Below are 26,530 nucleotides of genomic sequence, written 5' to 3'. Positions count from 1 at the left end.
GAGTAAGACCAATTCCAGCAGGCGCGCGCCTCTGGTTGAGGCGTCGGGGACGCGCGCGGGAAGCCCTATTGACGAATAAAACCGTCCCTGAGTTGACCTGAGAATTGGAAGCCCCAACCTCAGCGAAGCAGGTTGGGGTACTTCACAAGCACCATCTGTAGCACCATCTGTAGCGCTAATCCCTGATAGCTGAACGCGCACGCGTGCGCGTAGCGCTAATCGCGCTATAGCTGATAGCTGATAGCTGATAGCACCATCTGTAGCGCTAATCGCGCTATAGCTGATAGCTGATAGCTGATAGCACCATCTGTAGCGCTAATCGCGCTATAGCTGATAGCTTACCTAAATTATAAATTTTTCGGTGATACTTATATCTCCCAATTTTAATCTGACACTAAATCGTTCCTCTGGTTGGCAACTGAAATCAATTTGAATCTTGTCGTTAGTTTGTCCAGCTTGAGCTTTCATACAAGAATTTCCCGATTCATCGAGTAAATTCACCTGCAAATCTGGTGGTAAATACATTGAATCACCCGCAGGATATAGCCTCATAAAAATATCGATATCTTCAGTATCAGGAGGTTGGAAATTCACTTGCAGCAGCAGGACTACTCCTTGACCAGCTAAGTCCATTAGCTTGGCTCGCATGGTTGATCTGTCATTACCCCTTAAAGCCTCTATCTTCGGTTCTTGCATGGAGCGCCGCTTGAGACCTAACTCAGATCCTCTGAAGGCAGTAACCGTTTTGAAACTAGACCTGTACCTATACTGAGGTAAAAGTGATGTTGGTGGTTGCCAATCTGCCTGAAATATTTCTTCAAACCATTGGCTTATTCTCACCGATTTCTTAATCCAATCAATCTTGTCAATTAGTGTATCGAGAGATTCAAGCTGTTCTAGGGGTAAAGGGTCTAGGGATTTAGCGATCGCATCATACGGAGCAAATCCCAATAACTCTACCTGGTCTAATTGCTCACTGAACTGCACTGCCACATAGCCAATCCGGTCTTCGGTCACTTCTAGTGGCACATTCAAGGTTGACTGACCTGGTAGCACTGGACGACATTCCAATTTACCAATGTTGGGCAAAACCAAATCAGCTACATCAAACAATGCTCTCAAACCCGGATTCCAACAATCACTTTGAGCAAGATTACTGGGAATATTGAGCCATTTTAAATAGTTGTTAATAGCATAAACTGCTAAAGTATTTAAATAGACGTGTTTTCCCTTGCGAGGGGTGCTTTGTTCAGCAGCAAACTGTGCTGCATAACTATGAGCGTATGGGCTAAGAGAAACCTTAATGTTAGTTGATTCTGTAATAGTCATGGTTGATGTCCAAACGTTTTACCAATATCTTGCAGTTTCGGCAGGCATTTTTTCTTCCAGTGAGAGTAGAGAGTTTGTTGGTTAGCCTTAAATTCTCTAGCAATGTCAGCAATTCTATGGGGTGGTTCTTGTACTAGCAACCGGATTGCTAATAGCTGACAATGACATTCGGGATAGTTGCGGGGATGACAACCGATTAGTTTCCCATCTGGATCGTTTTTAATTTCTGCGAGAATCCCTTGACTTAGACGCTGGCGTTCAGCTGTCTGGATTGCTTCAATGTAATCATCCAGTTTACTCAAGCAAGGTTTAGGGTCTGGCAATCGGTCTTCTAGAGTCCTTGAATCCTCCTCACTGTTACCGATCGGTTGATTAGTGCTAATCTTTGGATAGTTACTATCTGAAATATATAAATCTCGGATGCGCCAGCGTAAATATCCGTTGATCCAGGTTACTAAGCTTTTTTCAACGGAGGTTGAACTTGGCTCAAACTGGTACAGATTGCGGATGACCCATTCCCAGGTTCGATTTAACGCCTCTAGATAGTCTACGTGGGAAGATTTGTAAATGCCAGGTAGATTTTGAACAACGATCAGGAAACGATTCAAGGCTTTCTGCCGCTCAGGACTTGGGTCCCGGTAGCGGGATACTTCTTCAATTAGGTTTCTTAGGGTTTCATCCACAGGAGTCTTTTTCCCCAGCTGCCCTGCCTTTGGCTGCCATAGTTGAGCAACACCAATGCAGCGATCGCAAACCAGGATACGAGAGTCTACATGGGTGAATTTTAACTGACTTTTAACTAACCAATTAAACTCCCAGTAGCTGCTATGACTGCTTATCGGCTGGATGCGCCCTGATACATAAACCACCATTGTTAATCCTCTCGATTGCTGACCCGCAGTTGTTCTAGCAAGCCTAGATCAATCAGAGGCTGGCTTTGGCTCATTGACCAGTGGGCAAGTGGGTAATGGTGCTTCACTATCATGACTAGTACTGTTTTTAACTTTCTATGTACTTATCAGCCCTAGCTGATCATTTTATGAATCCGATTTTTGGAACCCGAGCTGGTTGACTAAAAAAACTCTCCTGTGTGTTACTGCTATGTAAACAGCCCAAGAAGGCTTCTTGAATCAGGCTTTTCAAGGTTAGGCTAAGTTTGTGATAATATTGTGAGTTTTATAGTGTGAAGTTTCTATTAATATTTAATAGTCACGCTTCACAGATTATAGTTTTTTAATTATAATTACCTGATTTGAACATAAGCTACTAATCTAAAAGGCATTTTATTTTACTTTGATTAAATAAAAAAAACTGTTAATAGAATATATTTTTGCATTGTTTTTATCTATATCAAAAATATACATTTGCAAGTTTCAACAGCTTATCCTCCGATTGCAGCTTATCGTTTCAGGATTTATTATGGCTAATCTCTTATTATTTGTTGTAATCCCATAGGGGAAATTTTATTTAAAAAAATTTTTTTTTGCTATATCTATACATTTTATATAAATAAATTTGTCAGTCTTTAAAATTCTTGATTGCTGACCTTTAAAAATCTCTTAATTTACTCCTGTGTTCCCGATTCCTTATTTCCTACTCCGAAGCTCCGAAACTCCCCTGCTCCGAAGCTCCGAAGCTCCGAAGCTCCCCTGCTCTGGTCACCAGGGAATGATCTAACGCCCTTTGGTAGATCAGCTGAGTTGACCCTGATTTCACTAACTATAGCGCCAGGTAAACCCTGATCTGATTCAGTGATTCTACCCTTGCCATTAATAAACTTTCTGTATAAGGTGCTATACTATAAGATATGAAAACTGTTTTGGTGGTAGAAGATAGCGTAACAGAAAGACAGTACCTAACTCGCTGTTTGCAACAAGCGGGTTTGGGGGTTACTGGCGTGGCTAGCGTTGAGGAGGCTCGGGAAAAATTATCTCACCATAGGCCAGATTTAGTAGTTTTAGATGTAATTTTGCCTGGTCAAAGTGGTTTTGAGTTTTGTCGAGCCCTGAAAGTGAATCCTCACACTAGCGAGATTCCTGTGGTGATTTGCTCCACCAAAGGTACTGAGGTGGACAAAATTTGGGGAAAGATGCTGGGGGCTGATGCCTACTTAGCTAAACCAGTGAATCCAGAAGAACTGCTGTGTACCCTAGAGGAGCTTATTCAATAGTTATTGTTTGTGGACGGTTAACCGTTGACTGTTAACCGAAAACCATTGTAAAATCCTTGATTTCCCCCACCTCTAGACTCTTGCTTCACGTCCAGAGTCTCGCCTTTTTAAACTGGATTGGTCTTGGTGGGCGACGTTGTATGATACTTGCGCACCGTTGCCACTACTTTTTGATTGTCGATTGGTTTGCTAAGGAAATCAGTGGCTCCAACGATTCTGGCTCTTACCCGGTCTACAATACCATCTTTAGCCGTCAAAATAATCACTGGTGTATTGGCAAACATTGACACCCGGCGGATCTGGGCGCACATTTCGTAGCCATTAACAATTGGCATTACCAAATCCAAGAATATTAAATCTGGCTTATGTTTGAGTAGCAACGGTAGAGCTTTGATAGAGTCTTGGATTCCTAAAAATCGATAACCTGCTGATTGAATCACGTCCTTCATAATTTTACAGGTTTGGGGGTGATCATCAATACAGGCTATTAATGCCTGATCAGACTTCTTCTGGGATTTTTGGGTTTGGGATTTTTGGGTTGTGGCTTTTTGGGTTTGGGATTTTTGGGTACTAGTGCCTGCCTTGCCGGGGAGATCTACAAAGTTGGGAGCGATCAAGTCAGGCACTTCTACTAGTTCAATCAGTTGTTTCTTAATATAAGGGTTTAGCGATCGCGTCAGCAGTAACACATCTCGTTTAAGCAGGGCTGCTATATCTCGCAGGGTGCGCTTACCGTTGATTAGGCTTACCAGATTTTTGTAGGTTGCCACTGAGGTTTGCTGTTGCAAAGCCGACTTTTGCAACAGCACCGGTGCTAAGTCAGGAGAAACATCCTCCAAACCCATTTCTGACCACTGCTGCCAGACCTGTTGAACTTGCTTGATAGTTGCTTCTACCTCTAACATCCACGTTTGTGGCAAAATACCCTGCATAGAGGGACGTACTCCCAACTGGGCATTGAGCAAGAAATTGTCAGGCTTGTTGACCCTAGTTTCCATGGTGTTTGACGAGACAGAACCATTACTGGGTTGAATTAGGGTTTGCTCCCGAGAAACTAAGGTTAGGCTCTGGAGGATATCAAATAATATTTCTGCCACAATGCCTTGAATTACAACTACAGTCTGTTGGGGGTTGATCATTCGCTTCCGTGCTAACAGCACCATCAACTGGTAGTCCCAACAGGACCCTGGCTCTATCTTTTTGAGGGCAATCCGATTAGGATTAATCTCAGGACAATGATAGATTATCTGCCGACGCCAACGCCTAGTGGGATGAACACTGCCAGATGCCCATACCAAACGCCCATAGCTCAAGTAGAGGCTCCATTGCTGAGCAGTTGACACCTTCAGATCCAGTCGGCCAGTAAATTTTTCGTGACCGTAGCGTACTAGCTTAGCACTCAAGCTATTAGAGGTAGATTCAACCTTGGTTTTCATCAAATCTTCGCGGCTGGATACCCCATCCTTCTCTTTTGGTGGGGAGGAAAGCCGCGCCTCCAATTAGTGGTTTACAATTAATCCCGTTGAACGTTTTAGAAGTCGGACTTTTCGGGCAGTAAATTGTCCAATTCTTTTCCAGTTAACATCGCTAACAGAAACTTGCCTTACTGTCTCACCGCTCACCCAACCTCGTGCTTGTTTCCCAGCCTTAACCGCCTCAACATAGTCTCCTTTGCGAAAACCATGGCTAGTGGTTGTCCCACCGTATTTACGTCGTTTCCCACCCTTAGAAAACTGCAATAGATGCAACTGGCGACGACTTATGGGGGCTCGTCTAATGACTGAAAACACAGCATTAGTTACATCACAGTTTTTTGGAACACTCAGTTTTCCGTTGCGGTGATAATAATTTTTGCGTCGAAAAAAATGAGTAGCAGCTAGGGCTATTCCATCTACTGCATGGGTATTAACTGTTTGCTGACTTTTGTCAGTTTTGTCTTTTATTAGTCCTAATGCCTCTCTTTTTAAAGCGGTCTCCCAGCCTTGTTTTTGAATTACTGGGGCTATTTGCTCCAACTGAGAGATTGCCCAATACTGGCCTATCATCACAGGAGAAAACCCTTTGCTCCCTCTTGCCTTGACCACTTCATAGACGATGACATTTACTGGATACAAAAAACAAAGCTCTTTTGTTACCCGATTTTCTAGTTGACGGTTTGCCCTAATTGAAGGGGGAACCCTTTTTACTCTACGGTTTGAGAATCGTTTTTGCCGATGAGACCTTTGTGAGTAAGCAACCTTGCGATCTATTCGACGACTTCTACGAGTTTTTCGCATCATTCGCCGAGTATCCATGCGTTCTCGAACTTTCTTGTAAGGCAAGATCAGATGTCCTGTCCAAAGAGTGATTTTACTTGACTGAACAGCCATACCAGAAAACATCTTTCCGGGGTCAATACCAATGGCAATATCCTGGGTTTGATTTCCAGATGGTTGATTAACTAGCTGAACAGCAAAAACATTTAGATCGTTTGGATAAACAACGGCAAGACCGCATAGCAGCCAGCGGCGAGCGCGAGAAGCTTTTGTCGGCATTAATGGTTTGCCATCAGGTGAAATTACTGGAACTCGTAACATGGTGATAAACCTCACGAGAAAAGTATTTAGGTTACCCTGTCCCCTTGACCACCGAATCCAAGATGTCCTGCCCAAAGCAGCAACTGACAACACAGTTTTAAAGAGATCCAGACTGGGGAAGCATCTGGAAGTTCTTACCAGGATTCGGCTCAATGGTAAGCGTCAATCACGGTAGTTGGTTGTCTACCAAGCCCCATCCTGTTAGGGTGGGGTTATTGACTGGCCCATAAATTCACGCAATTCTAAAAACGTGAGCAGTCACTCTAACCAAAATTAAAAATTATTACAAATCAAGCGATTAAATACCTTGGAATTATATGTATCATAAATTTCTGAGGATTTGGATAGTAACTTGGTTTGATGAGCAAAGAGCAGTATCCTAAGACAAGCAAAATTTTACAATTAGCTAAACAAGGAAACCCAAACGTCATCGCTGCCATGCTGAATCATAAACTTCAGCACGAAGGTATTATAGCTAAAGTTAAACTTCACGATAGCTGTTTATTGGTTTTACTCGAAGCAGACCCCGCTCCCTTACCAGGAGCCGTGGTAAGATTTATCTACCACACAATCAGCAAGCTAAAACCCAACTCAATTCATACCGTCAAAATTTTGGGGCGTAGCCTAACCGAGAAACAACCAGCATGGCGCAAACAAATTAAACTAGAAAGCATTCCGGTGGTGCTCGACTTATCTACTTGGCTAGAGTCAGGCTCAACGGTAAGAACTAATCAAGTCGATTATCCTGTCTCCTGGCAGAAAAATGAACAGAATTTCCAGGGGAATCAATCTCAATTACCTCTGGCTACCTCCGTTAAGGTCAGTGTTGATGCCGAACTTCCCCCCCAGGAGAAATTTTTGCGATTCCAAGTAGGGTCTGGCAATGGGGCTTTGTTACAGGTAAACTGCATCCAAGCAATTCTGAATGTGTCGGTTCCTGAAATTTTGCCCATTCCCCATACTGCCGATAGTGTGATTGGGATTTACAACTGGCGTGGTGAAATGCTGTGGTTGTTAGATCTAAACTCTCTGCTAGGATTTCCTGGTCTTTGGCAACCCAAGGACATGCCGAGGACAAAAATCATGGTAATCGTACTTCAAGTCAACAGCAAACTGCTGGGACTGGTGGTTTCACAAGTGGAAGAAATAGAACAGCACCATTGGGAAAACTTACAACCCCCTGATCGATTATTACCCCTCAGATTTGGACACTTTGTCAAAGCTTATATTCCCGAAGCCAGTAGTATTGTCTTAGATGCCCAACGAATTGTGCAAGCAGCACTTGATATAAAGTATGAAGTATAAGTAAAATTTACGACTCTAGACAGATGTCAGAATCACAATGGGATGATAATGATTCAGAACTGCTATTAGAAAATCACAATCTTCTCAAGGAGAATACTCCGCATTTTTTTAACTCTGCTCGCCCCAACCTAGAGGGATTTAACGCTAGCCTAGACAGGCTGAAAACTGATCTAGAGCAACGCCGAAGGGTAGATAAGTTAGACCTGAAAAAAAATTTGGAGCAATTTGAATCCTTTAGTCAGGAGGTTGAGCAGTTTACGGCAGGGGTGAATCTGGAAATTCAGCAATTGAAGCTTAGCTACGAAGACGCACTCCAACAACAGTTCCAAGCCCAGCATGAAAAATTGTTAGAGCTGAGCAGATTAATGAGTGAAGCTGGGGACTGGGAAACCTTACTAAACAATACAGTCAATGGGGTTCAACATCTAAGCCTTGCCGAGCGGGTGTTAATTTATCGCTTCAATTCTGCTCGCACCGGAATAGTTTTGGCAGAAGCAGTAGAACGGGGGTGGACTCCTTCGGTGGGGGAAACTCTAGATGCTACTGCTTTTGGGTCTGACTTGTCCACAGAGTATTTGCAGCAGTCAAGGGTAATTATCGATCACGTCAGCAATGATTCCCTCACTCCCTATCAACTCCAGCTGCTGGATAAATTTCAAGTTCAATCAAGTCTGAGCTTATGCTTGCCCGTATCGGGGAAAGCTTGGGGTTTGTTGGTCCTGCAGCAATGCCAGGTACAGACAAACCACGACAGGTCGGTCCCATCCTGGACTCCACAACAGATTAATTCCTTTCAGACTATTGCCACAGAACTATCCCTTCACCTAGCTAACCACGAGTTACGCACTCAGTTGCAACAGCAGCAGGCGCGGGAAGCAACTGTGGCGAAAGTGATTAACAAAATCCGCCGTTCTCTGGATATCAAGACTATTTTCCAGACCACCACTCAAGAAGTGCGACAGCTGCTCAATACTGACCGAGCCGTTATCTATCGCTTTAATCGTGATTGGAGTGGTGAATTTGTAGCAGAGTCTGTGGCTGGAGGCTGGATTTCTCTGCTTCAGAGCCAGACTAATAACCCCACCCTCAGGGCTGATATCAGCGAATGCAGCATCCAACAATTGGCTACTCAACCGATTAACCAGGTCGATACTTATCTTCAAGAAACCCAGGGGGGTTCCTATAGTAGGGGGGAAACCTACCGGGTGGTGGAGGATATCTACAATCAGGATTTCACCCCTTGTTATCTTCAAGTGCTAGAAAGTTATCAGGCCAAAGCTTATGTGATTGTAGCTATTTACCAGAATGAAAAACTCTGGGGATTATTGGCTACCTATCAAAACTCTGATCTCAGGCAATGGCAGGAGTCAGAGGTTAGCTGGATGCTGGAGATTGCAGCTGAGTTAGAAGTAGCATTGCAACACGCTGAGCTACTGGAGGCACAGCGGTTAAAGTCTGAGGAATTACATCAAGCAGCAGAACGGGAACGAGTACTGACTAAGGTCACGGATAAAATTCAACAATCCCAAGACTTGCGCACTATTTTTAATGTGACTACCAACGAAGTTCGTAAACTCTTAGGGGTTGACCGTGTTACGATATATCGCTTCAATTCCGATTGGAGTGGCTCCTTTGTGGCTGAGTCTGTGGCCAGTGGCTGGATCTCCCTAATCCAGGAACAGACTAATAATCCCCTCATCAACAAAAATATTAGTGAATGTATCGTGAAAACGGTGGCTGGAAATACCCCTGAGCAGTTTAGCCAGGAAGCTCCAACCATCCGAGATAGCTATCTACAAAGCATCCAAGGCAATCTCTCTAGGGAAGAGAAACCCTTCTGGGTGGTTAGTGATATCTACGAAGGGGATTTTTCAAGTTGTTATATCGAGCAGCTAGAGCGATATCAGGCCAGATCCTATACTATTGTGCCGATTTTCCAAGGGGATACACTTTGGGGTTTACTGGCTGCTTATCAAAATTCTGAGCCTAGGGATTGGCAAACGGAAGAGATTAATTGGATGCTTCAGATTGCCGCTCAGATGAGTGTACCGTTGCAGCGAGCTGAGTATTTGGAACAATTGCGGACGCAATCCCAAAAACTAGCAGAATTAGCATCACAGGAAAAGGAGGCTAGGGAATTATTCCAACAGCGTGCTATTGATTTGCTCACAGCTGTCCGACCTGCTCTAGACGGTGACTTGACCGTTAGAGCTCCGATTACCAATGATGAACTTGGGACTATTGCAGATGCTTACAACAACACCATTCAGAGTTTACGGCAAATTGTGATCGAGGTACTCTCAGCTTCTGTGAAAGTCGCTGAAACTGCTACAGAGAGTGAAGCAGCAATTACTAAACTTTCTGAAGAAGCCCAGCATCAGTGTCAGGAGTTGACCCAAGCCATGGATCAAATCCAGAGCATGGTTAACTCTACCCAAGCTGTAACCACTAGCGCCCAATCCATCGACCGAGCTGTGCAAGAGGCAAACCAAAAAGTAGCATCGGGGGAGACAGCTATGAACCGCACGGTGGAAGGAATTCTAGGAATTCGGGACAGTGTGGAGGAAGCCAGCCATCAAATTAGACAGTTAAGTCAATACTCGCAAAATGTTGACCGGGTATTGAATTTGATTAGTGATTTTGCTACCCAGACCCAGCTACTCTCCCTTAATGCTGCTATCGAAGCCACCCGAGCTGGGGAGTATGGTAAAGGTTTTGCGGTGGTAGCTGATGAGGTGCGTTCCTTAGCTCGACAGTCGGCCAAGGCAACTACGGAAATTTCTAATTTAGTTGCTGAAATCCGCACTCAGACTAGAGAGGTGATTAAAGTGACCGAAGTCGCGATCGCTCAGGTTAATACTGGCACAGAATTGGTAGAAGAAAGCAAGGGGAATCTAAATGCGATCGCATCAGCTACTGCTGAGATTAGCCAGTTAGTTGCAGGGATTACCCAGGTAACCCTAGCCCAACTCGAACAATCACAATCGGTGACCCAAACCATGAAAGAAGTTGCCGCCATATCCACCAATACCTCTGAAGACTCTGCCCAGCTTTGGGAGTCCTTCAAGGAATCCCTCACCACCATCGAAAAGCTACAGGCAGCTGTTGAGCAGTTTACTGTTAACTAGTTATAGCGCTATGGGTGGGGAGTTTGGAACCTGGGCGCGAGTAGTATGGGGAGTTTGGTAGGTTGGAGTGTGAAAAGTCATATCAGCAACTGTGAGTTAAATTCAAGTTTCTTATCCCTACTCCCTACTCCCTACTCCCTACTCCCTACTCCCTAAAAAAATGTCAACTATTGATCCAGAAACCTATCAATACTTTCTTGGGGAAGCCCAGGACTTGCTGCAAGTTATTGAACAACATTTGCTGGCTTTAACACCGGACAAGCCAAAAAACCAACTTTATGACTTAATGCGAGCCACTCATACCCTGAAAGGCGCAGCTGCTAATGTCCGGCAAGAAACCATAAAAAGTGTAGCACATTATCTCGAAGATGTCTTCCGGGCAATGTTAGCCCCTGAGGCAACCATTGATACAGAACTAGAAACACTACTGTTTGAGGGATATCAGTGCCTCAGGATGGCACTGACTGCTGAAATGACTGGGGAGTTGAGCAAGAATACTGAGATTATCAACCGAGCTGCAGGGGTGTTTGCTAAACTGCAAGCTAAATTAGGAGATTGCTTTGACTATCAAGCCTCTCTACCCACATCAGCAGAACTTGGGTTTGATATTGTCCAATCTATCTTTGAAGTAGGAGTCAAACAACGCATCGATCACCTAGCTTCCTTGTTGAAGGTTGGAAGTTCTGAAGGGTTACAGGTTGAAGGTTGGAACGTTGAAGGTTCTTCTGAGTTACAGGTTGGCAGGTTGGATGTTGAAGGTTCTGAAGGGTTACAGGTTGGCAGGTTGGATGTTGAAGGTTCTGAAGGGTTACAGGTTGGCAGGTTGGATGTTGAAAGTTTTCCAGACAACCTTGAACCTGCCACCGAAATTAACCTTGAACCTTCAACCAAAACTAACCTACCCTACTCGAACGCCTTGGGCGAACAACCAAACCACCTTGAACCTTGGCCTATTGGCCACGCTTCGCGAACAACCAACACTAACCTTCAACCTGCTAACCTTGGCCTTTTGGCCACGCTACGCGAACAACCTTCAACCCAAACTAACCTTCAACCTGCTAACCTTGAACCTTCAACCGAAACTAACCTTGAACCTCCAACCCCTGATCATGACAAGGCTACGCTGATAGAGATTGCTGAGACCTTGCGAGAACAAGCTGAAATATTTGTAGGGTTAGGGGAATCCTTGAACTTACCAGGGTTTAAAGCAATTGCCGAAAACACCTTAAAAGCCCTTGACGCTAACCCTGAACAGGTGATGGCAATTGCCAAGATTGCCTTAACGAATTTCCAGGAAGCTCATACCGCTGTCTTAGCAGGCGATCGCACTCGTGGAGGAAACCCCAGCCTCGCCCTTCAACAATTAGCTGGATCACAAGAAGAGTTACAGGTTGAAGGTTGTCCGGTTGAAGGTTCACAATCGTTGAAGGTTGTTCGCGAAGCGTGGCCAAAAGGCCAAGGTTCACAATCGTTGAAGGTTGTTCGCGAAGCGTGGCCAAAAGGCCAAGGTTCACAATCGTTGAAGGTTGTTCGCGAAGCGTGGCCAAAAGGCCAAGGTTCACAATCGTTGAATGTTGAAGGTTGGAACGTTGAAGGTTGTCTGGAAAACCTTCAACCTTGGCCAAAAGGCCACGCTACGCGAACAACCCAAACTAACCTTCAACCTGCTAACCTTCAACCTGCTAACCAAGAACCTTCAACCCAAACTAACCAAGAACCTTGGCCAAAAGGCCACGCTACGCGAACAACCCAAACTAACCAAGAACCTTCAACCAACAATAACCAAGAACCTTCAACCAACAATAACTTTCAACCTTCAACAAATATTGATGAATTACTTGAGGAAACTTTTGGTAATATTTCTCTTGCACAAGAGCAAGCGAATCAAGTCTTTCCTGAAGAGGAATCTCTTGAGCCAGATAGTATACCTCCAGATAGTATATTTCCAGATACTATATTTCTGGATGAATCTTCAGAAACCGTAGCAACAGACAATCTTAACCAACCTCAGACTGACCCTCAGCAAGAGTCGGAGTTAGTGGTTAACCCTGAATCAGCAAAAGAAGTCAAGCAAATATCAATGTCTCCTCCCGATCGGGAGTCTGCAGAGGCTGATGTGCCTTCATTAGCAGAGGGCTCGATCAAGACATCAGCCACAGTGCGTGTTGATTTAGACAGTCTTAAACACCTATCTCACCTAGTTGGGGAACTACTGATTAACCAAAACCAGTTAGGATGGCAGGATGAAAACTGTCAAGGGGTAGTTGAAAAACTCTCCAATTGGCTCAAGCAACATCGCCACACCCTTACTCAACTGCGTACTCAGCTCAAGAAGCATTCCTCTAATCAGCAAATTTCTAAGCTGTGGGATGCGGCTTGGGAAGAAACCCTGCAACTGACTCAAGCTACAGAAGACCTGAGCCTATTAGCTACTACCGCTGCTGCTAGTGTGGAACGAGAACAGCGTCTATCAACTCAGCTGAGGGATACTCTTCAATCGGCTCAGACTATACCTCTGGAACATCTGCTTAAGTCCTTTCCTTCCATGGTGCAGCAGTTGTCTAATGTCCATCACAAGTCAGCAGAATTCACCCTCAGTGTGACTAATGTCCTAGTTGATAAAACCATTGCTGATCATCTCTATGATGCTTTACTGCATCTAGTCCGCAATGGTTTCGACCATGGTATTGAATCCTCGGAGGTTCGCCAACAAAGGGGTAAATCCGCCATCGGTAAGATTGAAATTCGTGCTTTCTATCAAGGAAATCGCACCATCATTGAAGTTACAGATGATGGTCAGGGACTGGACTTAGAAAAGATTTATAATCGTGCCGTGGAAACAAACCTGCTCAGTATTGAGCAATTGGAAGCCCTCGGCCAATCACCAGAGCCAAATCAGCTATTAGACTTACTGTGTCAGCCAGGATTTTCCACTGTTTCTCAAATTAACGAGCTTTCTGGACGAGGTATTGGCCTAGATGTGGTGCGCTCCCAACTGCAACGGATTAACGGTAGGGTAAAGGTTCGCTCCCAGGCGGGTCTTGGCACGACCTTTTCTTTGCAGATCCAAGAAGCCCTCAGAAATGCCAGGGTGCTAGTGGTTCAAGCTAATCAGGGGGTCTATGGGTTTGTGGCTAATGACGTTGAACAGATAGTGTTGCCAGCATCTGAGCAAATCCAGATGGTAAGTGATCAAAAAATCCTGAATTGGCATCACAGGGGGAATGAGTATAGCACCCCCATTTACCAACTTTCATCCTTACTAGAAGACTCATCCCAACAGGTATCGACACTACCAGCTTGGAATCCCTTGCTCACTAAACCCCAAGAGATGAATCCTGTCCTATTGATGGGTACCGCTGAAGGATGGGTGGGGCTGGAAGTAGAACAAGTACTCGAAGAGCAAGAACTGGTGATCAAGCAGCTGCCTAATGCGATCGCATATCCTCCCTATGTTTATGGTTGCAGTATTTTGGCCGATGGTCGTTTAACTCTCGTAATTGACGGTACAGGGTTACTTAACTATGTACAGCAGCTCCCTCAATCTCAGCCATCATTGTCTAAAGTTAGCAGGTTGAAGGTTGAAAGTTCTGAAGAGTTGAAAGTTAGCAGGTTGAAGATTGTTCGCGAAGCGTGGCCTATTGGCCAAGGTTTTCCAGAGTTGAAGGTTAACAGGTTGAATGTTGAAAGTTCTCCAGACAAGCTTAAAGCTGATCATAGACAACCTGATCATGGACAACCTGCAACCAACAATAACCTTCAACCTGCCAACCTTCAACCTGCCAACCTTCAACCTGCCAACCTTCAACCTGCTAACCTTCAACCTGCCAACCTTCAACCTGCCAACCTTCAACCTGCCAACCTTCAACCTGCTAACCTTCAACCTGCTAACCTTCAACCTGCCAACCTTCAACCTGCCAACCTTGGCCAAAAGGCCACGCTTCGCGAACAACCAGCTAACCTTCATGCTAACCTTTCTAAAACCTTTTTAGTCGTCGATGATTCCATTACTGAGCGACAAAATTTAAGCCTAATTCTCGAACGGAATGGTAACCAGGTGGTGCAAGCTAAAGATGGTTTAGAGGCGATAGAACTATTGCGCAAAAGTCATGGTATTGATCTGATCATCTGTGATTTAGAAATGCCACGGTTAAACGGTCTTGAGCTTTTGAGTCTTAGTCATCAAGAGCCAGCTTTAGCTGATCTTCCTATTATTATGCTCACCTCCCGTAGTCAAAAAAAATACAAACAACTTGCTACGGAACTTGGGGCTATGGCTTATTTAACTAAACCGTATTTAGATGAAGAGATTTTAGCAACAATTAATAACGTGTTAAGGATGAAGGATGAATTATATATAGCAAAGGGAACAGAGAACAGGGAACAGGGAATCGGGAATCGGGAGTAAGGAGATGAAAAAAGTCCGAGTTATTGTCTTTAAAATCGCTAAGTATTGGTTAGCGTTACCAATGACAGTCGTCTTAAACGTTAGGGATTTTCCCAGCAACATTAGGGAGAGTAACCGAGATAACAAATTAATTCATCTAGACAATCGAACCTTGACGCTGCTGCCTTTAAAACCAATACTGGTCAAACCTAGTAAAGCTAAGCTAAGCCTAGATCAAAGTTTAGATAAAACCGCTGCTGTCACAAAATATCCTATTGATTTATCCAGTGTTGGCGATTTTTTGATCATCGTTAAAACTCCTAGGGGAGAAGCCTGCGCCATACCGGTTGATAGGCTACCAACTATGATCGATTTACCCTTATCAACGATTCGGAAATTGCCAGACTCTTACAGTCAAAGCTATCTCCTTGGTATGGCAAATTATGTCGCTGTATCGCAATGGCCAAAAGGCCACGCTACGGAAACGGAAGCAGAAAAATTAACGATTTTTTTGCTAGATTTAGAACGAGCATTGAGTGTAGCAATAGCTTATACAGCAGGGAGTAGGGAGTAGGGAACAGGGAATAGGGAATTGGTAATAAGGAGACAAAATCTCTGTACATCATAGCTAGAATAAATGCTATATATCAATGTCCTAACCTTAATCTATAGTGCTATAATTCAGAAAGAGCCATAAAAATTTACCAATCTACCCATGGGAGTGTGGTAATATTAGTGGTAGTTTTTGCCGAATTTTAAAAGTGAGATGCACCCCTCCCCATGCAACTGGAATTCGGATCATTCACCGAGTGTTGGATAATCGTTTAAGACAGCAAGGGTTAGTTCAAACACAATTACCAGTTCAGTTAAGTAATTACTCCGAACCCCAACCAGATCTAGCCGTAGTTATGCCAGATGAACTGCGATACCTAGGCCATCATCCCACACCATCAGAAATTTATTTGATTATTGAAGTTGCCGATACTAACTTAAGGAGGTATTGTGAACAGAAAGCTAAGCATTATGCAGAGGCAGAGATTGCTGATTATTGGGTAGTTGATTTAACTAATCGTCAATTGCATGTTTTTCGAGAACCAACTGAGCAAGGGTATAAAAGTAAAGTAACTCTGGTAAAGAATCAGACAATTTCACCGTTACAGTTTCCCGATTGTTTATTATCTGTATCTCAAATGTTGCCACCAGAGATTCCGGAGTTTGTTGACGGTTGACCCTTATCTAGCGTTTATAGGACTCATGAGGTACACATAATTGTTGACTATTGGCTCTTCTGACTTCCCTCTTCTATGCTCCCTGCTCCCTGCTCCCTGCTCCCTGCTCCCTGCTCCCTGCTCCCTGCTCCCTGCTCCCTGCTCCCTGCTCCCTAAAACCCATAAATTTGTACCTCATGAGTATAATAATTGCTATAATTAGAGTACCTAAATGAATTGCAAACCGCTGTAATCTAAATGCTTAACAGGGAGTAGGGTGGGCAAATAATTAAAGAAAGGCCATTTGATCACGAATCATGTCCCTTTGCCCACCCTACTACAAGAGCGATCGCACTGTCTTTATGCAGCGATCCCTATTCCCTATTCCCTGTTCCCTGTTCCCTGTTCCCTGTTCCCTACTCCCTACTCCCTACTCCCTGTTCCCTGTTCCCTGTTCCCTGTTCCCTTTGGTAAAGTAATGACATTTATCAGCCCCAAAACCGACTTTGCCTTCAAAAAAATCTTTGGCTCCCAGGAAAGTAAACCGATTCTGATTAGCTTTCTCAATGCTCTGGTCTACCACAATCAACCTCTGATTCAAGACCTGGAAATTATTGACCCTTATCAGTCTTCTCCTCTTCCAATTCTCAAAGACTCTTTCCTCGATGTGAAGGCCAAACTTAGGAATGGTTCTTTGGTGATTATTGAAATGCAGGTTTTGCAGGTAGAATCCTTTGCTAGAAGAGTTTTATACAATGCTACTAAAGCTTACTCTCTACAGTTAGGTAAAGGAGAAGGCTATCGTTATCTCAAACCAGTGATTGCTCTGACGATTACGGATTTTGTCATGTTTCCTGAGCATAATCAAGTAATTTCTAATTTCAAGTTACGAGAAGAAACTACCAACATCAACTACATCGAAAATCACTTGCAGTTAGTGTTTGTGGAACTACCGAAGTTTGAAAAACAGTTGGAGGAGTTAGAGCAACTCGATGAGTTGTGGATGTATTTTTTAAAAAATGCGCCTTTCTTAGAAACGGTGCCACCGCAAATGGCCGAAAAACCTGAGTTTCAACAGGCATTTGGAATTGCTTCTGAGGCAAATTTAAGTAGGAAGGATTTGGAGGAATTAGGAAAAAGAGAGATGTTTATTCATGACCAACAAGGGCTAGCGATTTTTGCTGAGAAACAAGGTAAGAAACAAGCTAAGGAAGAAATAGCACGCCAACTTTTGCCTCTGTTAGATAATGAAACGATTAGTCAGACGACTGGCTTACCTGTAGAGGAAATTGAGAAGCTTCGAGAAGGTTGAGCGGTTTGAAAGGGGTAGGGTGGGCAAATTATGAAAGTTTGACCAAGTGATCAGTTTTCAGGTCAATTTGCCCACCCTACAAGAGCGATCGGCGAAGCCGCGCCAAAGGCGATCGCACTTTAAACGAAGAAGTTTAATTTGTTGGTATTTTGATAGTTAGTTTAGCATAACAGGTACCGAAGAGCCATATTTTTTTATCCATTTTCCATCTTCCGACAAGCATCTTCAAGGCTTGCCCCGTCATCGATTATTGCCGCCAGGCCAACTCCATATCGAAGATGAGCAATGACATTTCCGATCAGCAGTTGCCTCACTAAATCAGGCGTTAAAGGGTCGATTCCTATATTGATACAAGTTTTGAACCGAAGACTTTCGTTGATCGGGTGCATTTCAAAGGAACCATGAAAAATATTGAAATTTGCCCAATTAATATATTCCAACACATCGTGACGGCGATTTGTTGGAGCCTGTTTTGGATGAATCGTATAGAACACCACCATTCTTTTCCTTTCATGCATATGGATATAGCCGTTCAGTTCTATTTCCCCTGTAGAATACAAGGTTTGAATGACCCCATTGTCCGAAAGCACTTCAAAAGGCCAGCCATTCTTTTTCAAAATATCTGTAATGAACTCTGTGTATGTCATCTTAACCCTCTTCTGTCGCTCTAGCCTCAAAGCTTGATTTTTCCTAGCCTGAAACAGCGCTAATTCGTGAAATTATCCCAGAATGATAAAAGAGGGTTAATATGCGGTGAATGGTAAATAAGTAGCCTGATCCTGATTCTTAAGTTTCATAAGAACCCTAAAATTATTAACTACCGGTAATGGTGGAGCGGAAAAGCTGTGCAGGTCAAACTCCAAGATTTCGTCATTTAACCTGGTCTGGTAATGGTTCAATTGTGGGACGGCAAACCCTGTTCTGATATCATGTGCTACCGAAGTGGTGACTTTTTGGACATTTCTGACTTCAAGTTTCATAGAAGCCAGATTAGCGAGGGCAGCTGGCACCAGATTTGCCGTTTGCAAATCCGCAAGGTTTCCTTTGACCATCACTGAATCATTCAGCAGGGGAGCGTCGATAGATTGCGGAGCAGGTCCGGCGACAGAAGTTTTTACATAATGTTGCTGTTTGGCAGTGATCTTTGCATTTCGCACAATGTTTTGTAAAGTTCTGGGTTCAAAGGGATGTCGCTGTCCCAGGGCTGTATTCTCAAAGGTCACCTGGAGCTTATTTACTTTGGGATCAGTATTCCTTAAATTCCTTACACCATCGGAATAACCATCCTTCTCATTCTCCTCAAACGTTACACCAATATTGCTAATCCAATATCCCTTTCTATACAACTTTGATTTTAGGCGTCCTATACCTGTTGGGTTAACACTTACTTCCTGATTACCCGTACGGGCTTCCACATAACCTCCAACCCTCTTACTGGGGATATCATTCCAATTAGTGTTCCCCGCATTGATATTGCCATCCATTGGGGTCTCAAATTCCCCTGTCCCATCAAAAAACTCGGTGTGTCCAGCCTGGATATTAACATGACCGTTCTTAAATCTAGTCAGGCCTGTTATTTTTCCATTCAACTGATTGCCTGGAATTGTTGTTGCATTAATGTTTGTATCTACCTCTCCGTTTCCTTTGAAGGTCAGTGAGTTAATTTCCATGGCAGGAAGAATTGCTCCGCCGACAATGTTTCCAGTAACCGAGCCTTCAAACTTCCCCTTGATCCCTAGGACCTGAGTGGGGTTGTTAAGTCTGAAGTCCCCCGTGACGTCTGCAGTAGCGGCTCCTTGCTTTCCAGTCACATTGCCATGCTTGTATTCTCCGCTGCTAATTACGTAGCTAACATTTTTTCTAAAAGCTTTTGGCCCAAAAATTCCATTGGGAACAGGCACACTGTCTAACACCGTTGTGTTTCGCTGATTGTCCTGATCGGCTTGATTGACCCAAAGATCAATTTTGGTTTGCGCCCAGCGCATAGCAGCATCTTGAACCTCATGGCTCACCCAATTACCTTTCGTCGCATTAAGATTGCCCATTTTATACGCATAGGCTACCGCCCTTTCGATCGTTTGTTGCTCTGTGCTTTGGGCTCCGTGTTCGCTCACATGATGAGCACCTTGCCCGGTAGTAGGCGAGAGGGGCAACATCTCTGTCTGGGGCATCTCTTTCTCTTGGCGTACTATGCTAACGAAACTTGCAAATTCTTTCCCTGTAACCTGTCCTAATTGTTGAGCTGGCGTATTGGAAAAATAGGTTTTCATGTCTTCGGGACTCAGGTCATTCAAAAAACTTTCTGTTAATTTATAACGTTGTTTCATCAAGGTACTCAGCACATTCAGGTCTATCTGCTGAAAAGAATCCAAATGTTTTAGCAGTAAGGGTGTGTTTTGGTCTTCCCTCCATTTTCGATCCCCATCCAGGATTGCATCTACTTTCTCAATGCCAATTGCATCTACCATTTGCTCGAGAGTTGCCCAGAGAATATTAACATTTTTTAGTTTCTTGTATACCTGGGTTTTAGGACCAAAAATGGAGTTTTTCTTCTTCTCATCTTTCATTTTTCCTGGTATCGTCAACTTTCCCTTATTGACCGTCTTCTTTTCCTGGTAAGTGCTTTTCTCCAATGCCTTGGGGATCTGGTATTTGTCGTGAACCCAATGCGGTTCTTTGTCAGGAGTGAGGCGCATCCAAAAAGGTTGCAGTACTGTCTTGTTGCCTGTCTGTGAGATTAACAGATCGGCGCTTGATGCTGCATAAGTTTCCTTGGATGGGTGTTGCTGTAGCTGCTGCGGTCGTGAAGGGGATCGCCTCACCGCCGCCCCATTCTGCTGCACCACATGGGTCAACTCATGGGCAATCAACTCCTGCCCCCCACGACTCCCCAGCTGATACTCCCCTTGCCGAAAAAACACATCCTGCCCCGTCGTAAACGCCTTTGCCTGAATCGATTGATTCAACAGATCCGACTGAGCATCCGTATGCACCCGCACCCCACTAAAATCTGCTCCCATCGCCTGCTCTAGGGGTCTTCTAATCTGGTCATCCAGTGGTTTTCCCCTTCCTCTTGCTTCCTTTATTGAACCTTCTAAATTTTTCGGTGCATCTGTTTCACCTGTTAACGGTTTCCTCTGTATTTCGAGTTGTGGCGTACCGATCACTTCCTCTTCTTTACTTCCGATCTGTGGAGAATTAATCTGCTTTACTACCTGACACGCTACTCGATCTGCCTCTTGCTCGTATTTATCTCCCGGCTGTCCTATCGTTAGCTTCGCTTGCAGCCCCTTTTCATACCATCCTGTGTCGGGCACGTATTGTCCGGTTTCAAGGGAGTGCATCACATTAGCCATTCTACTTCCCCATTCCCCAACCGCCTCTTCCGCGTTCCAATCCCTGTCCTCTGCATCCAATCTTCTTCTAGAACCAATCGGTCTGGAGTCTTTCTTTTTTTGAGCTATTGTCCTAGAGGTAGAGTGAGAATATTTCGGTTTATAGGTATGAGTCCGCATAGCTTTTTCTATTTCCCCTGTACCCTTGAAGAAAACAATATCAGTCGATTACATCGTCTTCCTGGAGCGCGACATGGCACCCCAAACTTTAACCAACTGGTATCATAGTAATTATAGTTCTCTGTTACAAGAAATCGAGGGAGTTTGTAACTATTTATAAAAGTACATATAAGGTAAAAAAAATCAACAAAGCGTTACATAAATTGTATCCGATACATCTGCCTTGGCTGAACTTTGTCGCTAATTCCATTTCTCCCCATTTGAAAGGGATATGCTGCTAATGGGTGGGCAAATTGGGATGGCTGAGATGAGACAACTTAAGAGACGTTGCTGCTGGGGTGCATCTCATTTTTAGGCGTTGCTGATTCTGGGTATGGTTTTGCCCCCCTAGCCCCCCAATTTTGGGGGGAACAAAACTCTTAAAGTCCCCCAGAATTGGGGGATTTAGGGGGCTTTCATAAAACCAGATTATCGCGCATTCATTCCTTCATTCAGCAATGCCCATTTTTACTGTTTGACCCGGTGGTGCGTTACGGGACGGACTTTCCCAACATTGGCGACCCATAACATAAGTGCAAGCCCGTCCCTAACGCACCCTACGAACTCACTAGGCGTGAATCGAAGGCAGAGGGCAGAAGGCAGAAGGCAGAAGTAAACAAGTAAGGTTTCAAGGAAGAAGGTTTTTTATCACTAATTATCCGTAAATTATAGCGTTTATTGAATTTATGAGGTACAGTCATCAACCTCAAAGTCCCCCTTTATAAGGGGGATTTAGGGGGATCCCTTTGTCCCTCATGGGAGATCTAATTGCTATAGATAATTCCTCTAACTATAGCAAAAAAAAGCGGTCAAGCTCTGGTTAACCCCAAATCTTGACCGAATTCTCTTGTAAAGCTGAGCTGCACTCAACTCTAAATCATTACTGATGAGCTAATACATTCTGATCGAATTAGTCAGCAACTGCTCGAAAGCAACCACATTCCAACTCATCCTTCATCCTGATTTATACCCCTCCACAAAAAACGTTCACGATTCATAGTCGCCAGGGCCACGCCCTGGCAAAATCCTATCCTAGTCTAGGTAAAAATATCGAATCAAAAAGGTCATAACCTCACCAGGTTTTTCTGTCGGTTTGGGAGTGCTCCACTCCTCCGGTTTCGCATACTTAATGGAATAAATGGCATTAATTGTTTTGCGAACCTTTTCAGGAGAACCGATCAAAACGAGCTTGGCTTTCTTCGGTTTACGACCTTCGTTTTCAGGGGTGAGATTTTCATCAGAGTTAGGTGGAAACTTTTGACTCATCAGTAATGACTCCTTCAAAATGCTTATACTATTAATATATAAATAAATTAATTTATTGTCAAGGGATTTCGGCAATTTTTTTTATTACGAAATCAGGAAGGGTTATAATAAGTAATGGGTAAGATATAATAGAAAACATTTATAAAAAATATTGTAAGTAATCAGCAATTAGCAATCAGCTCAAAAAAAAGCCCATCAGTTTTGTGGCACAGGCTTCTAGCCTGTGACCTAACTCAGAAGGCTGATAGTATGACTATCAGTAGAGTGGGCATCCTGCCCGCGCGAAAATATTGATAACAGGCAAGATGCCTGTTCCACGCCTGATGCCCATTCTACAAAACTATTAAAATCATTCTATTATTAAGCAAACCTTGATTTTAAGCTGACCACTGAATACTTACACACTTCGTAAAATATAGATATCAATTAAGAAAGCGATAGATATGGCTCCAGTTTCTAATAGCAAGACAGCTATAATAATCCGCACAGAATGGGGATTAACCATTGCCGGAACACGCATCACTCTCTACGATGTCATGGATTATGTCACAGCTCAGTATCCACCAAAATTAATTGGGGATGTTCTTAACCTCACTAACGAACAAGTAAGCGCTGCACTATCATATATTGAAGAAAATCGTACCCAAGTTGAAGCAGAGTATCAAACTATTTTGCAGGAGGAACAGGAAAACCGACAGTATTGGGAACAGCGGAATCGAGAACACTTTGCTCGCATTGCAACAATGCCCCCTAAACCCGGTCGAGAAGCGTTGTGGGCAAAACTCCAGCAACAGAAAGCAAGACACGCACAGAAAGCATGATTTTCTTGATTGATCACAATCTTGAGAGACATGCAGTAGTTTTGTTAGGCAACTGATAACTGAATGCTTACAGAGTTTTCATAAAATTCATTCTCTGGTGGGTGGTGCGTTACGGGGCGGACTATACCAACGCTGGCTACGAGGGGAAAACATAAGGGAAAGTCCGCCCCTAACACACCCTACGGACTCTACATCTCCTCCCGATTCCCGATTCCCGATTCCCGATTCCCGACTTCTAGAAAATATCCTTCCGCTTCTGTAATCGAAAAGCGATTATTAAATAAACCGCTATGTGTAAGCACAGTAGTAGCCAATTAAGAATCAAATTTTGCCAAGTAGCATCATAAACTGGTGTTGCTTCAAAGGGAGGAGGGGGAAGCTTTAATCCGAATCGGGAAGACTGTTCTGGTACCATGCTATTCACATTTACCAGGGCACCGTAAGCTCCCATTGACCAACGACTTACCATCAGCCAAGATAGTGTACTTGCTAATCCTTTTAGTTTAAAAATAACTCCCGAAAAAATAATCTGGGGTAGCAAAATTAATGGTATAGTATTATTGGCTTCACTTTCATTTTTAACCAATGTCGATACCATCAGACCTAAACTGGTAGCAGCGATAATGGTTAAAAAGGTAGTGATTCCCAAGCCAATTTTCCAATCCAGTAGTTCAGAGGTAGGTGACTTAAACCCATAGAGCACAATAGTAACAATCAAGATAGTTTGTAAAAGAGCTAAGCCAGACCGAATCAGTACTTTGGAACCGAGATAGGGAAATAACCCTAAATTAACCAGTCGCTCTCTGGCATAAATACTGGACTCTTTCACAATTTCTTGCAGTGAACTAGATAGTCCTACCCAAAGGGCAGCACAGGTAAAAATAAACAGTACTTGTAGCGCTAGAGGTGCTTGGGTGATCTCTGGAGAATTCAGTTTAGCTAAAGGGTCTTTCCCTGACAAGGTGAGAATAATCAAGCTAATCCCAATGGGAGCAGTTAGTAATGCTAGGGCAACACTCCGCATATCCCGCACTACTAGTTTTAGATAGCGCTGACTGAGCAACAGCAGTTGCTTGAGTTTGAGTTGCTTGAGTTGCTTGAAAACAGGAATACCAGCACTTTTGCTAGGGATTGAGGTCGATAGCAACCTTTGACCAGGACTGAGGTGTGCGGAAATGTAAGTCTTGTAACCAGGTGAGCTGAGAAACCGCTGATGCCAGTTTTCACTATTCTGCTCAAGTTCCTCCGGTGTTTCCCCTTGCTCTAGCTTGAGGTAAATATCAGGGAAGTATCTTAAGTCTGGAGATGGCATCTTAAAAAAGTCCATGGCTTCTGTGGGAGGACCAAAGTAACACAACCGTCCACCCCGACCCATAAAGGCAATGCGATCGCATACGTCAATATTCGCAGTAGCATGAGTCACCAGCACCACAGTTCGTCCCTGATTCGCTAATTCTCGCAATAGCTGCATCATTTCCTTATCCAGTCCTGGATCTAGACCAGACGTAGGCTCATCCAGAAAGAACAGTTTCGGATCAGCCAATAATTCCACAGCAATACTGACTCGTTTCCGTTGTCCCCCACTGAGATTACCCACAAGCGTGTTTCTCACAAAATCCAGTTTGACTTGTGACAAGGTTTGCTTCACCACCTGTTTCACATCAGTATCTGGTGGTAATCGTAATTCACAGGCATAGGTTAGTACTTCTTTTACCGTTAAATCCCGATGCACAATATCATCTTGGGGAACATAGCCAATTTGTGAGCGGTACTGATTAAAATGCTGTCGCAAATCTTGGCCATTGATAAATACAGTACCTTTAGTAATTGGTGCAATTCCTAATAGGGTTTTCAGTAACGTAGATTTACCAGTGCCACTACCTCCTACCAACGCCACTAACTGACCAGGTTCAATCGGCATAGAAACGTGATTCAGGATAGTCCGTTTTTTGCCTAATTTATAACTAACCTGGCGCAGCAATTTATCAGCATCAATCCGAATTTGATTACCTTGGTCAACTAATTCTAAAGTATCCTGCCTCAACAGTAATATAAACGGACCAATCCGAATCGTATCCCCATCCTTAAGTAATACTGGTTTATGGATTAACTTGTCATTGATAAAGGTTCCATTTCTGCTATAATTATTAATCTGATAATTGCCTTCGGAAATCTTGATAAGAGTAGCGTGAAGGGTGGAAACCGTCGGTGCATCTAATTGCCAAGAGTGGGAAAGTTCAGGATTAGGAGAACGACCCAATTGCACTGGCCACTTTTGGACACTTGGCAAGGAAAGCTGCCGTTTATTTGGCGTCACCCTTGGTTGACTATGGGCTGGATTAAAGTAAGTGAGGCGAATATAGTCCCGAGGATTTTGTCCAATAGTCAATTCCACGCCATGTTTGAGAAGATACCCATCAGTGATACGAGTGTGGTTAACAAATACTCCATTAGTACTAGGATTTGCCCCATCACCATCAAAGATCCGATAATCCTCTCCCTCTTGAAGCAGAAAAGCATGGCGTTGGGAGACAATAGTCCAGCCTGTTTCAGGAATATCGAAATCTGACCAAGTGCGATCGCGTCCTAATCGATAAAATCCTTTCTCAAGAGAAAAACGAAGTACTTTACCTTGATTGTTTAGCTCTAGATAGCTCATTGTCATAGTTGGGATTTTTTTGATAATGTTTCCCTTTTATTATTTTAAATAAAATGATCTTGAGTCTAAATAAGCTCACGGGGTGACAACGAAGCTTAAACCTAGATAGGTGTTGGGTTTTAGGTTTTAGGTTGTAGGTATTGGGTAAAATGAGCGCATCGGTGTCATTTGTATTTTCCAGCAATTGAAGCAATTTTCACCAATTCAAGTTCATAGATAGTTTTAATCAATCCATCCTGCAAGGGCAATTTTACCTAAAACCTAACCCCTAAAACCTAACCCCTGTAAGATTTTAAAGAGCGCTTGTCACCCCCTGAGCTAAATGAGGTAAGTTTGTCTCTAGTTTCAACCTGTTGATGAATAATCATGCAATTTTGATATAGCAATTCTCCCATGCTATATGTATTACTTATATAGCCATTCTATATGATTCGTGAAATATATTCGGCGAAGCGATCGCTATAAGCCTTGCCCAGTAATGATTTACGATATTGCATATTTTACAAATGATTTAGAATTACTATAGCGTTTCTAGGACTCATGAGGTACACATTATTTTTTACTTCTTCCCTCTTCCCTTCCCCTCCTGGGAGGGGTTAGGGGTGGGTTCCTCTTCCCTGCTCCCTGCTCCCTGCTCCCTAAAAACCAGAAATTTGTACCTCACAAGTTGTAGAATTGCTATATACTACATATGGCAATACAAAATGTGGGCTTGGTTCAAAAGGGGGTTTCTAGCCCCATGACTTATAGCGTTTCTAGGACTCATGAGGTACAGCATTCTTTGACGTTGATTCCCTTTTAGGTGCGCTTGACCA

At 43.6% G+C, this 26,530-nt stretch carries 19 protein-coding genes; 11 read left to right on the top strand and 8 right to left on the bottom strand.

All coding sequences use genetic code 11. The features are described 5' to 3' along the window. Positions 1-342: 342 nt before the first annotated feature. Together F6J99_RS18730 and F6J99_RS18725 are read right to left on the bottom strand one after the other, a co-directional pair. Entirely contained in the window at positions 343-1,329 is a 987-nt protein-coding gene (locus tag F6J99_RS18730) for a DUF1822 family protein (protein WP_293114207.1), read from the bottom strand. Next, the gene (locus F6J99_RS18725; RefSeq protein ID WP_293114206.1) at positions 1,326-2,201 is read right to left on the bottom strand and encodes a hypothetical protein; all 876 of its coding nucleotides are present in this window, start codon (positions 2,199-2,201) and stop codon (positions 1,326-1,328) included. Before F6J99_RS18725 ends, F6J99_RS18730 begins: the two co-directional genes overlap by 4 nt. A gap of 935 nt (positions 2,202-3,136) precedes the next feature. Between F6J99_RS18725 and F6J99_RS18720 the strand changes: the two genes are divergently transcribed. After that, complete coding sequence (locus tag F6J99_RS18720; protein WP_070392991.1) at positions 3,137-3,499, top strand: response regulator; 363 nt, start codon at positions 3,137-3,139, stop codon at positions 3,497-3,499. A 107-nt stretch (positions 3,500-3,606) separates the two neighbouring features. Here F6J99_RS18720 and F6J99_RS18715 read toward each other — a convergent pair whose 3' ends face one another. Both F6J99_RS18715 and F6J99_RS18710 read right to left on the bottom strand, forming a co-directional pair. Further along, on the bottom strand, positions 3,607-4,935 hold the full coding sequence (locus tag F6J99_RS18715) for a response regulator (protein WP_083305179.1): 1,329 nt from the start codon (positions 4,933-4,935) through the stop codon (positions 3,607-3,609). 63 nt (positions 4,936-4,998) lie between these two features. Beyond that, a complete protein-coding gene (locus F6J99_RS18710) occupies positions 4,999-6,075 on the bottom strand; it encodes an RRXRR domain-containing protein (protein WP_293114205.1) in 1,077 nt (358 codons plus the stop codon). A 360-nt stretch (positions 6,076-6,435) separates the two neighbouring features. On the opposite strand from F6J99_RS18710, the gene F6J99_RS18705 reads away from it, so the two are divergent. The 8 genes from F6J99_RS18705 to F6J99_RS18670 all read left to right on the top strand — a co-directional run bounded on the left by F6J99_RS18705 (position 6,436) and on the right by F6J99_RS18670 (position 17,415). Then, positions 6,436-7,380, top strand: a complete 945-nt coding sequence (locus F6J99_RS18705) for a chemotaxis protein CheW (protein WP_293114204.1) — start codon at positions 6,436-6,438, stop codon at positions 7,378-7,380. Between the two features lie 23 nt (positions 7,381-7,403). Next, positions 7,404-10,508 carry a GAF domain-containing protein gene (locus F6J99_RS18700; protein WP_293114203.1) on the top strand — a complete coding sequence of 1,035 codons (3,105 nt, stop codon included), beginning with the start codon at positions 7,404-7,406 and terminating at the stop codon, positions 10,506-10,508. Positions 10,509-10,668: 160 nt separating this feature from the next. After that, the gene (locus tag F6J99_RS18695) at positions 10,669-14,916 is read left to right on the top strand and encodes a response regulator (protein ID WP_293114202.1); all 4,248 of its coding nucleotides are present in this window, start codon (positions 10,669-10,671) and stop codon (positions 14,914-14,916) included. Positions 14,917-14,920: 4 nt separating this feature from the next. Then, positions 14,921-15,469 (top strand): hypothetical protein, encoded by a 549-nt coding sequence (locus tag F6J99_RS18690; RefSeq protein ID WP_293114201.1) that lies wholly within the window; start codon positions 14,921-14,923, stop codon positions 15,467-15,469. Positions 15,470-15,656: 187 nt separating this feature from the next. Beyond that, entirely contained in the window at positions 15,657-16,124 is a 468-nt protein-coding gene (locus F6J99_RS18685) for a Uma2 family endonuclease (protein ID WP_293114200.1), read from the top strand. A gap of 43 nt (positions 16,125-16,167) precedes the next feature. Beyond that, positions 16,168-16,326 (top strand): hypothetical protein, encoded by a 159-nt coding sequence (locus tag F6J99_RS18680; protein WP_293114199.1) that lies wholly within the window; start codon positions 16,168-16,170, stop codon positions 16,324-16,326. Positions 16,327-16,420: 94 nt separating this feature from the next. Continuing rightward, positions 16,421-16,582: a hypothetical protein gene (locus F6J99_RS18675; RefSeq protein ID WP_293114198.1), complete on the top strand. Its 162-nt coding sequence runs from the start codon at positions 16,421-16,423 to the stop codon at positions 16,580-16,582. Beyond that, a complete protein-coding gene (locus tag F6J99_RS18670; RefSeq protein WP_293114209.1) occupies positions 16,513-17,415 on the top strand; it encodes an Rpn family recombination-promoting nuclease/putative transposase in 903 nt (300 codons plus the stop codon). Before F6J99_RS18675 ends, F6J99_RS18670 begins: the two co-directional genes overlap by 70 nt. 194 nt (positions 17,416-17,609) lie before the next feature. Here F6J99_RS18670 and F6J99_RS18665 read toward each other — a convergent pair whose 3' ends face one another. The 3 genes from F6J99_RS18665 to F6J99_RS18655 form a co-directional block, all read right to left on the bottom strand. Next, positions 17,610-18,062, bottom strand: a complete 453-nt coding sequence (locus F6J99_RS18665) for a hypothetical protein (RefSeq protein WP_293114197.1) — start codon at positions 18,060-18,062, stop codon at positions 17,610-17,612. Positions 18,063-18,158: 96 nt separating this feature from the next. Beyond that, positions 18,159-20,930, bottom strand: coding sequence for a DUF4157 domain-containing protein (locus tag F6J99_RS18660; RefSeq protein WP_293114196.1), 2,772 nt, complete (start codon positions 20,928-20,930; stop codon positions 18,159-18,161). A 1,071-nt stretch (positions 20,931-22,001) separates the two neighbouring features. Next, complete coding sequence (locus F6J99_RS18655) at positions 22,002-22,235, bottom strand: hypothetical protein (protein WP_293114195.1); 234 nt, start codon at positions 22,233-22,235, stop codon at positions 22,002-22,004. Positions 22,236-22,678: 443 nt separating this feature from the next. Here F6J99_RS18655 and F6J99_RS18650 point away from each other — a divergent pair, with 443 nt between their 5' ends. Together F6J99_RS18650 and F6J99_RS18645 are read left to right on the top strand one after the other, a co-directional pair. Then, on the top strand, positions 22,679-23,056 hold the full coding sequence (locus tag F6J99_RS18650; protein WP_293114194.1) for a DUF433 domain-containing protein: 378 nt from the start codon (positions 22,679-22,681) through the stop codon (positions 23,054-23,056). A gap of 97 nt (positions 23,057-23,153) precedes the next feature. Next, a complete protein-coding gene (locus tag F6J99_RS18645) occupies positions 23,154-23,318 on the top strand; it encodes a hypothetical protein (protein WP_293114193.1) in 165 nt (54 codons plus the stop codon). On the opposite strand, the gene F6J99_RS18640 is transcribed toward F6J99_RS18645, so the two are convergent. Beyond that, the gene (locus F6J99_RS18640; protein WP_293114208.1) at positions 23,292-25,715 is read right to left on the bottom strand and encodes an ATP-binding cassette domain-containing protein; all 2,424 of its coding nucleotides are present in this window, start codon (positions 25,713-25,715) and stop codon (positions 23,292-23,294) included. The two genes, F6J99_RS18645 and F6J99_RS18640, sit on opposite strands and share 27 nt — an antisense overlap. Between the last annotated feature and the right edge of the window lie 815 nt (positions 25,716-26,530).

The sequence above is a fragment of the Moorena sp. SIO4G3 genome, from assembly GCF_010692305.1.
Classification (GTDB): Bacteria; Cyanobacteriota; Cyanobacteriia; order Cyanobacteriales; family Coleofasciculaceae; genus Moorena; species Moorena producens_A.
This window is presented reverse-complemented; position numbering and strand designations above follow the sequence as displayed.

Excerpts from the sequence above, each read along its gene's own strand:
- F6J99_RS18675 (WP_293114198.1), top strand. The coding sequence starts at position 16,421 with ATGTCCCTTTGCCCACCCTACTACAAGAGCGATCGCACTGTCTTTATG.
- F6J99_RS18695 (WP_293114202.1), top strand. The coding sequence starts at position 10,669 with ATGTCAACTATTGATCCAGAAACCTATCAATACTTTCTTGGGGAAGCC.
- F6J99_RS18690 (WP_293114201.1), top strand. The coding sequence starts at position 14,921 with ATGAAAAAAGTCCGAGTTATTGTCTTTAAAATCGCTAAGTATTGGTTA.
- F6J99_RS18700 (WP_293114203.1), top strand. The coding sequence starts at position 7,404 with ATGTCAGAATCACAATGGGATGATAATGATTCAGAACTGCTATTAGAA.
- F6J99_RS18665 (WP_293114197.1), bottom strand. The coding sequence starts at position 18,062 with ATGACATACACAGAGTTCATTACAGATATTTTGAAAAAGAATGGCTGG.
- F6J99_RS18710 (WP_293114205.1), bottom strand. The coding sequence starts at position 6,075 with ATGTTACGAGTTCCAGTAATTTCACCTGATGGCAAACCATTAATGCCG.
- F6J99_RS18640 (WP_293114208.1), bottom strand. The coding sequence starts at position 25,715 with ATGAGCTATCTAGAGCTAAACAATCAAGGTAAAGTACTTCGTTTTTCT.
- F6J99_RS18725 (WP_293114206.1), bottom strand. The coding sequence starts at position 2,201 with ATGGTGGTTTATGTATCAGGGCGCATCCAGCCGATAAGCAGTCATAGC.
- F6J99_RS18720 (WP_070392991.1), top strand. The coding sequence starts at position 3,137 with ATGAAAACTGTTTTGGTGGTAGAAGATAGCGTAACAGAAAGACAGTAC.
- F6J99_RS18655 (WP_293114195.1), bottom strand. The coding sequence starts at position 22,235 with ATGAGTCAAAAGTTTCCACCTAACTCTGATGAAAATCTCACCCCTGAA.
- F6J99_RS18660 (WP_293114196.1), bottom strand. The coding sequence starts at position 20,930 with ATGCGGACTCATACCTATAAACCGAAATATTCTCACTCTACCTCTAGG.
- F6J99_RS18650 (WP_293114194.1), top strand. The coding sequence starts at position 22,679 with ATGGCTCCAGTTTCTAATAGCAAGACAGCTATAATAATCCGCACAGAA.
- F6J99_RS18715 (WP_083305179.1), bottom strand. The coding sequence starts at position 4,935 with ATGAAAACCAAGGTTGAATCTACCTCTAATAGCTTGAGTGCTAAGCTA.
- F6J99_RS18730 (WP_293114207.1), bottom strand. The coding sequence starts at position 1,329 with ATGACTATTACAGAATCAACTAACATTAAGGTTTCTCTTAGCCCATAC.
- F6J99_RS18705 (WP_293114204.1), top strand. The coding sequence starts at position 6,436 with ATGAGCAAAGAGCAGTATCCTAAGACAAGCAAAATTTTACAATTAGCT.